This window comes from Streptomyces sp. NPDC048441, from assembly GCF_043200235.1.
Lineage (GTDB): Bacteria > Actinomycetota > Actinomycetes > Streptomycetales > Streptomycetaceae > Streptomyces.
Genome location: NZ_JBICXM010000021.1, coordinates 114,979 through 124,771, shown reverse-complemented (window position 1 = coordinate 124,771; position 9,793 = coordinate 114,979). Strand labels below are relative to the sequence as shown.

Sequence of the window (9,793 nt, the reverse complement as noted above, 5' to 3'; positions counted from 1 at the left end):
CTGAGGGGTTGGTGGTGGGGCGTTTGTCGGCTGGTTTGCAGGTGGCGGTGGTGAATGGGCCGGAGCAGGTGGTGGTCTCCGGTGCGCCGGATGAGTTGGATGTGTTTGTGGCGGGGTGTGAGGCTGATGGTGTGCAGGTGCGCCGGATCGCGGTGGACTATGCGTCTCATTCGCCGCAGGTGGAGGAGCTTAAGGGGGAGCTTCTTGAGGTGCTTGGCGGGATTGAGCCGCGGTCGGGTGAGGTTCCGTTGTTCTCGACGGTGTCGGGTGGGTTGATTGATACCGCGGTGATGGATGCGGAGTACTGGTTCAGGAATTTGCGTCAGACGGTGCGTTTTGATGCCGCGCTTGATGCGTTGCTGGCTGCGGGGCACCGCGTCTTCGTGGAGTCCAGTCCGCACCCCGTCCTCGTAGGCGCTGTGTCGCGGCCGGGCGTGACCGCCGTCGGAACGCTCCGCCGCAACGAGGACGAGAAGGCCCAACTGCTGCGCAGCGTGGCTGAGGTGGCTGTCGCGGGTGTGGAGGTGGACTGGTCGTCGTGGGTGGCGGGTGGCCGGTTGGTGGAGTTGCCGACGTATGCCTTCCAGCGCCGCCGGTACTGGCAGCCCGCCTCCGCCACGGCCGCCGACGTCGGCTCCGCCGGTCTGGAAGCCGTACGGCATCCGCTGCTCGGTGCCGCCGTCCGGCTCGCGGGCGGCGACGACGTCGTCCTCACCGGACGCGTCTCCCGCGCCACACACCCGTGGCTCGAAGACCACGCCGTGTTCGGCACGGTGCTGCTCCCGGGCACCGCCTTCGTGGAAATGGCCCTCCGTGCCGCCGACGAGGTCGGCTGCGACGCGGTGCGGGAGCTGACCCTGACCGCACCGCTGACCCTGCCCGAGCATGGCGAGACCGACATCCAGGTGCAGATCGGGGCCGCGGACGGCGCGGGCCGCCCCCTCGACGTCTACTCCCGGCCCCGCCGGAACGACGACACCGCGCAGTGGACCCGGCACGCGAGCGCCGTGCTCGTCGTCACCGACGACGGCACGGCGGAGACCGGAAGCCCGCTGTCCGAGGCCAGTTGGCCGCCCGCCGGAGCGGAGCGCCTGGACGCCGCGGCGCACTACGACACCATGGCCGACGCGGGCCTGGAGTACGGTCCGGCCTTCCAGGGCCTGTCCGATGTGTGGCGGTTCGGCGACGAGATCCTCGCGCAGGTCGCCCTGCCGGGCCGGCAGGCCGAGGAGGCCCAGCGCTTCGGGCTGCACCCCGCCCTCCTCGACGCCGCCTTGCAGGCCGCGGCCGTGGACGGCCTCGACGGCCGTACGCCGCTGCCCTTCTCCTTCGGTGCGGTCACTCTGTACGGCCGCGGCGCGAGCGAGATCCGGGTGCGCATCGCGCCTACCGGCGGCGACACGTTCACCGTGGAGGCGGCCGACCCGTCCGGCGCTCCGGTCGCCCGGATCGACTCCCTCCTCGTACGCCCGGTGACGGCCGGCGACCTCGCCACCCCCGACAGCGGCACGGAGGTGCTGCTGTCCGTCGACTGGTCGCCGTACGCGACAGGCGAAGGCGACACGGCCGCCGACGCGGACACCGACGCCTCGGACGTGACGGTGCTGCGGGCCCTCGACGCTGTACCCGGCACCGGCACCGGCGACGACGCCACCCGCGTGCGAGCCGTGCTCCAGGACACCCTGCGCCGGATGCAGGAATGGCTGGCAAAGGACCGGCCCGCCGGGGCACGCCTGATCGTCCTGACCCGCCGCGCCGTGCTCACCGGTACCGAGGAACCTGACGCCGCGCTCGACCTCGCCCAGGCAGCTGTATGGGGCCTGGCCAGGGCCGCACGTGCGGAGAACCCCGGCCGCGTCGTCCTCGTCGACACCGAAGGCGACACCGACGGCGAAGGCGATGGTCCCGACGAGCGCGTGCTCCTCGATGTGCTGCGCACCGGTAAGCCCGAACTCGCCGTGCGCGACGGGCAGTTGTACGTTCCCGCGCTGCGCCGCCAGGAGACGGCACCGGCGGGCGACGCCACCGCCGCAGCGGCCCTCGGCACGGGCACCGTCCTGATCACCGGCGGGACGAGCGGCCTCGGCGCGCAGGTGGCCCGACACGCCGCCCGGATCGGCGCCCGGCACCTGCTCCTGCTGTCCCGGCGCGGCCCCGCCGCCGAGGGAGCCGGGGCGCTGCGCGACGAACTCACCGCCTCCGGGGCCCGGGTCACCGTCCTCGCCTGCGACGCGGCCGACCGCGAGCAGCTGTCCTGCGCGCTGCGCGACCTGCCGCAGGAGTACCCGCTGACCGCCGTCGTGCACGCCGCGGGCGTGCTCCGCGACGCCGTCGTCGAGTCCATCGACGCGGACGGCCTGGACGCGGTGCTGCGGCCGAAGACCGACGCCGCCTGGAATCTGCACGAACTGACCGCCGGGACGGACCTGTCCGCCTTCGTGGTCTTCTCCTCCCTGGCCGGCGTCCTCGGCGGCGCGGGCCAGGGAGGCTACGCCGCCGCCAACGCGTTCCTCGACGCGCTGGCGCAGCAGCGCCGCCGAGCCGGTCTGCCCGGACTCTCCGTGGCCTGGGGGCTGTGGGCCGAGGCCACCGGCATGACCGGACACCTCGGCGAGGCCGACCTCGAGCGGATCAACCGCGGCGGCATCGCGGCCCTGGGCACCGACCAAGGGCTCGCGCTCCTGGACGCGGCCCTCACCCGGGACGCGGACGACGCGCTGCTCCTCGCCGCCGCCCTCAACGAGCCCGTCCTGCGCACCACGCGGCCGGGCCTGCTGCCGCCGCTCCTCGTCGGACTGTTCCCGCCGCGCCGCCGCCTCGCTGTGGGCCGTGCCGGGCGCCCGGCGGACGCGGGCGGGCGCCCGGTGCTCGATTCACGGGACGCGGTCGTGGACCGGCTGCGGTACCGGTTCGCCGGGACCATGGGGTTCGACACCGCGGAGCTCGACACCGTCGCGCCGCTCGTGGGGCAGGGCCTCGACTCCGTGATGGCCATGCAGATCCGCAGCTTCATCGAGGCGGACCTCGGCCAGTCGCTGCCCATCGCCTCCCTGTTCAACGGCGCCAGTGTGGAGTCCGTCGCCGACCAGCTGATGGCGGGCGCGGGACGGACCACCGACGCGGGCGCCACGGACCCGAAGGACTCGCAGGACCCGCAGAACCCGCAGGACGGCGCCGACGCCGTCGCCGATGTCGTACACCACCCCGCCACCCGCGACGTCGTACGGCTGCTCCGTGCCGAACAGCACGGCACGCCGAGCGTGACCCACCACATCGGTCTCGCCGTACAGCTCACCGCGCCGACGACCCCGGACCGGCTCACCGAGGTGATCTCCTCGCTCGCCGCCCGGCACGCCGCGCTGCGCACCGCGATCGTCCCGGACGCCGACGGCGGACAGCGGCTGGAGGTGCGCCGCTCCCTCGACGCCGACCTCCTGCGCTGGTCGGACGTGGCCGAGGGCACGGACGTGGACGAGCGGCTGTGCGCGCTGATGGAGCCGCCGTTCGACCTGGCCGCCGCCCCGCTGTGGCGGTTCGAGCTGCTCGCCCACCCGTCCGGCGAGCAGGTCCTCGTATTCGGCGCGCACCACGCCGTCTCCGACCTGGCCTCGCTGATACTCGTCGCCCAGGGCCTCGGCGCCGCACTGGGCGGCGCCGAGCCGCCCGCCGTCGTCACCAACCGCGACATCGACCTGCTGCTGCGGGCCCAGGCCGCCGGTTCTGACGGTCCGGGCGCGTCCACCGACTGGCGCGCGGACTTCGTGGGCGTCCGGCGGCTCGACCTGGAGCTGGCCTCGCCGCGCCCCGCGCAGCGGTCGTTCCGTTCGGCCATGCACCTCGCGGACCTGCCGCAGGACCTCCGGCAACGGGTGGAGGACCGGGCCAGGCGGCTCGGCATCACGCCCGCCGCGTTCTGGCTCGGTGTCCTGACGGTCCACCTCGCCCGGCTGCGCGAGCGCGACAGGTTCGTCCTCGCGGTCCCGGTCGACACCCGGATGCATGTGTCCGCCCTCGACGCCGTCGGGTACTTCGGACTGCCGATCCCGTACGCCGCCCAGGTCGAGGCGGGGGAGAGTGCCGCCGACGTGCTGCGGCGCACCGACACTCGGCTCAGCCGGGTCCTGGAGCGCGGCGTCACGTTCTTCGACGCGATGTCCGCCCTCGTACAGGAGGGGCTGTACCGCGAGGACGCGCCACTCGTCGAGGTCTACTTCAACTACATGCCGGCACAGGCCGGCGCCGCGGAGGGGCTGCGTATCGTCCCTGCGGGCACCGGCTATTCCGACCTCGACCTGATGGTCACGGTGATGCCGGGCCTCGGGAAGGTCGGCCTCGAGTACAACACCGACGTTCTCGACGACGCGTCCTGCGCCACCCTCGCCCGCGACTTCCTGTCGCTCGCCGCGGAGTGCGCCGACGCCGCCGACACGCTGCCCGCGCTGCCGGAAGTCCCGGCCGCCGCACCGGAGCCGACGACACCGCTGCCCGTCCTGACCGGGGCCGTGCCGCTCGCGGGGGCCGAGGCCGCCGTCATCCCCCAGCAGGCCAAGGCCGTCGAGTCCGCATCCACCGGCACCCCGGACGCCCGCCCCGTCGGCCAGGTCGCCATCGCCGCGACCTTCGCCCTCGGCAACCTCCCGGCCATGCTGTCCGTCGCCCTGGAAGACACCGGGGCCGATGGCGGGCCCTTCGAAGTGGCCGAGGCGCCGTATCACCAGGTCCTCGCCAGCCTGCACGACCCGAGCAATGTGTTCGTCCAGCCCTCGACGGTCGCGAGCCTCGTCCTGCTGCGGCCGGGCGACCTGACCCGGTTCACGGACGACGGCGGCGAAAGCGATCTGCTCGCGCAGCTCGCCGACGAGTACCCGGCTGCTCTGCGCGCCCTCGCGGAGCGCACCCGCAAGCCGCTCGTTGTCGCCTTCCTGCCGGAGCACACCGACGACGCCCGACTGCGCGACTGGGAACGGCAGGTGACGCAGCGCCTCGCGGACCGGCCCGGCATCGCCGTCCTGCCATCGGACACGTGGAACGACGACGACTACCCGCTGGGCGACGTCTTCGACGCGCACACCGACGCCATGGCCCATCTGCCGTTCCGGGACGAGTTCCAGGCGGTGGTGGCGCTCCGTCTCGCAGACATCGTCTGGAAGGTACGCCGTCCGGCACCCAAGGTGATCGTCGTCGACGGCGACGAGACGCTGTGGAGCGGCATCGCCGGTGAAGTCGGCCCCGACAACGTCGACTTCACCGGGGCCCGCGCCCTGCTCGCCCGGCGACTGCTGCAGTGGCGGGAGGCAGGCGTGCTGCTCGCCATGGTCTCCAACAACGATGAGGAGACCGTCCACCGCATCCTCGACCGGACCGACAGCCCGCTGCGCCGCGAGCACTTCGCCGTGATCTCCGCCGCCTGGGAACCGAAGTGGACCCGGATCGTGAAGATCGCCGACGAGCTGCGGCTCGGCCTCGACAGCTTCCTGTTCCTCGACGACAATCCGGTCGAGATCGCCGGGGTGCGCGCCCAGCTGCCCGAGGTGCTCTGCCTGACCTGCCCGAGCGCGGACGAACTCGCCGACTTCATAGGCCGGTTGTGGCCGATGGTGCCGCGGGCCGCGACGGCCGAGGACTCCGCGAGGGCGGGCTTCTACCAGCAGGAGCAGATACGCGACGAGGCCCGCGCGCAGCTCGGCTTCGCCGACTTCCTGGAGAACCTCCAGCTCGAACTCGACATCGAGCCGGTGACCGGGGACACGGCCGAGCGCACCGTCCAACTCAGCAGGCGCACCAACCAGTTCAACCTGCGGCCCCGGCCCCTGGACGCCGCCGGCCTTGAGCGGCTGCGGCAGACCGGCGAGGTGTGGACGGCGACCGCACGCGACCGGTTCGGCGCGTACGGGCAGATAGGCGTCCTGGCCGTCACGGTCGACGGCGACGCACTCGAGGTCGTCGCCTGGATGATGAGCTGCCGGGTGCTCGGCAGGGGCGTGGAAGACCGGCTGCTGCAATGGCTTGCCGACCGGGCCGAGGCACACGGCTGCACCGAGGTGCGCCTGATCGCCGACCACACACCTCGCAACATTCCCGCCCGGCGCCTGGTGTCCCGCCTGGGCGGCGGCGACGTAGAAGCACCCCGCCTGGAGACGGCGGTGGCGCTCGCACCACTCCGGGAGTTCCGTTCCTGGGACCTCGGATCCGATCACACACCGGAGGCCAGCAATGCCTGAGGCGGGCAGCGACACCAGCCGCAACCGCAGTGTCAACCGTCGTCCGGAGGAGGAGGTGATCGAGCGGCGCGGCCCCGGGCGGGCCCAGGCGTCCGACCTCCTGGCGCGCTTCCGGAAGCCGACGGCCGCTCCCGCCGCCCCGACGCCGGACTCCGGTGCGGCGGCGGCCACCGGGACGCGGGGCGTCGTGGAGGTCGCCGCGGACATCGCGGTCCGGGCCGCCCGGTTCCTTCCAGGAGGCACGCCCGACGCGGAGACGGACCTGTTCGACGCCGGTCTGTCCTCCGTCGGCGCGGTCGAGCTCGTCGCGATCATGGCGCGGGAGCTGGACGTCCAACTGACCCTGGACGACGTCTTCGCCGACGCCCGGCCGCGCCGCCTCGCCCAGCGCTGGGCGGCGGCCCTCGGCCTGCCCACCACGGCCTCCACGACGACGGCACCCACGGCACTCACAGCATCCACAGGACTCACAGCATCCACAGCACTCACGACAGCCGCGGCGCCCATGACCGTCCCCGGCACTTCGGCGCTCGCGCCGTCCATAGCGCCGTCCATCGCGCCGGTCGTCGTGCGCGCCGGGGACAACGGCACGGACGAGGACCTGGAGACGATCCTGGCCGACCTCGCGCTCGCCGACCGGCTGCCGTTCAGCCACCAGGCCGACCCGGTGCCGCCGCGCCGCATCCTGCTCACCGGCGCCACCGGCTACCTCGGCAGCCACCTGCTGCTCGACCTGCTGCGGCAGGGCGACGCCCACGTGGTGTGCCTGGTGCGCGCGGCCGACGACGCTGCCGCCGAACGGCGCCTCGCCGACGCCCTGGCGAGCTTCGACCAGCCCTGGACCGCCGAGGTCCGGCGCCGGGTCACGGTCCTCGCGGCCGACCTCAGGCAGCCGCGCCTCGGCCTGCCGCAGGAGACCTGGGAGAGCCTCGCCCGGGACATCGACTCGATTGTCAACGTCGCCGCCGCGGTCGACTTCCTGCGTGGCTACCCCTCGCTGCGCCAGACCAACGTGCTCGGCCCGCTGGCGCTGGCCGAACTGGCGATGACGGGACCGGCCAAGCCGCTGCACCACATCTCGTCGGTCGCCGTCTTCAACGAGGTCGGCATCGAGAAGATGGGCGAGGACGACCCGGTCGCCCACATCGACCGGCTCTTCGCCGGCTACGACAAGTCGAAATGGGCCGCCGAGGCGGTGCTGCGGCGCGCCCGCGAGCACGGCCTGACCGTCACGTTCCTGCGGCCGGGCGCGATCGGCGGTCACACCCGTACCGGCGTGTACAACCCGCGCGACCTCAGCACCGGCCTGATCGGCGCGTTCTCCCGCTACCGGACCGTCCCCGCCTTCAAGTTCATGAACCTGGCGCCGGTCGACTGGATCAGCAAGGTGACGGCCGCCGTGGTGTTCGACCCCGAGGCCTGGGGCCAGAACTACAACGTCACCGGCCGCGCCGAGACCCTGCCCCAGCTCGTCAAGGACATGAAGCTGGCCGGCATGAACGTCCGGGTGGCCAACTGGAAGGACTGGCGAGACGACCTGATCAAGCGGCACGCCGCCGACCCGGTGCCCGAACTCGACTTCCTGATCCGGATCCTGAGCAGCCCCACCGCGATGAAGCTCTTCGAGGCGCTGATGTTCGGCCCCGAGGCCGGCTCGGAACGCGTCGACCGCTTCGTGGCACGGCACCGGCTGCCGGAGTCCGAACGGTACGGCGCCCAGGCCCAGTTGAAGGCCTTCGAGCGTATGGCGAAGGACGGCGTCGCCAGGCTGCCCAGCCGCGAGGACCCGCCCTACCTGTCGTTCCGCGAGCGGACCAAGGGCCATGTGGGCCCGGTCGGGGAGGACCGCGACACCAAGTGCCGGATGGCGCTCACCCTGTCCATCGCCAGCATGTACCAGGTCGTACGACACCGAAAGATCGACGTCGGCGGCGAGGTGACCTGCGAACGGCTGCACCCGGAGCCGCTGGCGGTGGAGGCGGGCGAGATCTGGGTCCGCCCCGACGAGGGTGTCCCCCTGCACCACGGCAGCGACCATCCGCTGCTGCGCTACCGCCTGGTCCTGGTGGACCGGGACGGCGGCCGGTGGTGGCTGGAGGGCTGGAAGACGGCCCGCGCCAGCCGCGACTTCTGGAAGCAGACCAGGACCATCGAAGTCACCATCGGGCGCGAGGGCGAACCGGCGATCCTGGCCGGCGTCGTCAAGGTGCCCGGCAAGAGCTACGTACCGGACCAGATCGACGGCATCCGGGTCGACCCGCGCCTGTCGTCGCAGGAACAGCGTCTCGCCAAGCTGGCCTGGCTGTCGTGGTTCTTCGTGCAGATCGGCATGGGGCTCGCCGAGCCGTCGCTGCGGGTGGCCGCCGAACTCCTCGACCTGCGCCGCGACGCCATCGACCGGGACAAGGACAAATTGCAACGCAAGATCAGGAAGCTGATGATCAAGAGGGAGCAGACCCGATGACGACGCTGAGGCCTCTTCACCACGCGCTCGGCGACCGGGTCGAGGACATCCCCTTCACCGCCTCCGACGGCACCCGGCTCGGCCTGACCCGCGTCGCCCCGGCGGACGGCTCCACCGACCGCCCGGTGGTCCTCATCCTGCACGGACTGACCGCCTCGGCGGACATGTTCATGCTGCCCGAGACCCGCAACCTGGTCGATGTGCTGCTCGACGCGGGCTACGAGCCGTGGCTGCTCGACTGGCGGGGCAGCTGCCGCCTGCCGTACAACGACGGCCGGGTCCGTTACACCTTCGACGACGTCGCGCTCTACGACATCCCCGAGGCCGTATCGCTGATCAAGGAACGGATCGGCGGCCGTGAACTCCTCGTCGTCGCGCACTGCATCGGGGCGATGTGCCTGTCGTTGAGCATGGCGGCCGGCCTGGTGCCCGGCCTGTCCGGCGTCGTCGCGCAGGGCGTCTTCCTCACCCCGAAGATGTCCTGGAAGACCCGGGCCCGCCTGCACTTCGGCGGCGAACTGCTCCGCTCCCGCCTCGTCAACATACCCACCGACTTCAAGAAGGTCGGCCTGTGGTCGAAACACTCGCTGATCTTCGCGGAGGTCTCGCTGGGCGCCGAGTGCAAGGACCCCAACTGCCAGATCCTGCACAACGACTCGTGGGGTGTGGGCGGTTCGCTGTTCGTGCACGACAACCTCGACGGCGTCACCCATGACCGGCTCGCCGACCTGTACGGCACCGTGCCGATGTGGATCCTGCCGCATCTGCGCAGCATCGAACTGGCCCACACGATGATGCGCTACAACGACGGCGACGGCCGCTACGACGCGTTGCCGAAGAACGCCCTCGACAACGCGGGGAAGTTCGAGACCCCGCTGATGCTGCTCTCCGGCAGCGACAACGAGTTCTGGTACGACTCCAATGAGATCTGCCACGACGTCCTCAAGCGCCGGAACCCCGACCTGGACGTCCGCTACGTGGAGGTGCCCGGCTACGGCCACCTCGACGCGTTCATCGGCCGCAACGCCGCACTGGACGTGTTCGGCCACATCGTGGACTTCCTCGACGAGTGCCGGTCGGTCCCCGCCCCGGTGTGACCGCGCGAGAA

3 protein-coding genes are annotated in these 9,793 nt (G+C 72.1%); all 3 read left to right on the top strand.

The window, feature by feature from the left end; all coding sequences use genetic code 11:
* Positions 1-11: 11 nt before the first annotated feature.
* Genes ACGFSB_RS35820 through ACGFSB_RS35810 form a run of 3 tightly spaced genes read left to right on the top strand, consistent with a single transcriptional unit; the run spans position 12 to position 9,782 of the window.
* Positions 12-6,221 (top strand): HAD-IIIC family phosphatase, encoded by a 6,210-nt coding sequence (locus ACGFSB_RS35820; protein WP_393408303.1) that lies wholly within the window; start codon positions 12-14, stop codon positions 6,219-6,221.
* Positions 6,214-8,685 (top strand): thioester reductase domain-containing protein, encoded by a 2,472-nt coding sequence (locus ACGFSB_RS35815; protein ID WP_393408301.1) that lies wholly within the window; start codon positions 6,214-6,216, stop codon positions 8,683-8,685. The genes ACGFSB_RS35820 and ACGFSB_RS35815 overlap by 8 nt, the downstream gene beginning before the upstream one ends.
* Positions 8,682-9,782: an alpha/beta fold hydrolase gene (locus tag ACGFSB_RS35810; protein WP_393408299.1), complete on the top strand. Its 1,101-nt coding sequence runs from the start codon at positions 8,682-8,684 to the stop codon at positions 9,780-9,782. The genes ACGFSB_RS35815 and ACGFSB_RS35810 overlap by 4 nt, the downstream gene beginning before the upstream one ends.
* The last annotated feature ends 11 nt before the right edge of the window (positions 9,783-9,793 follow it).

What these genes read in the sequence shown, in the direction of transcription:
- ACGFSB_RS35815 (WP_393408301.1), top strand. Translation starts at nt 6,214, where the DNA reads ATGCCTGAGGCGGGCAGCGACACCAGCCGCAACCGCAGTGTCAACCGT.
- ACGFSB_RS35810 (WP_393408299.1), top strand. Translation starts at nt 8,682, where the DNA reads ATGACGACGCTGAGGCCTCTTCACCACGCGCTCGGCGACCGGGTCGAG.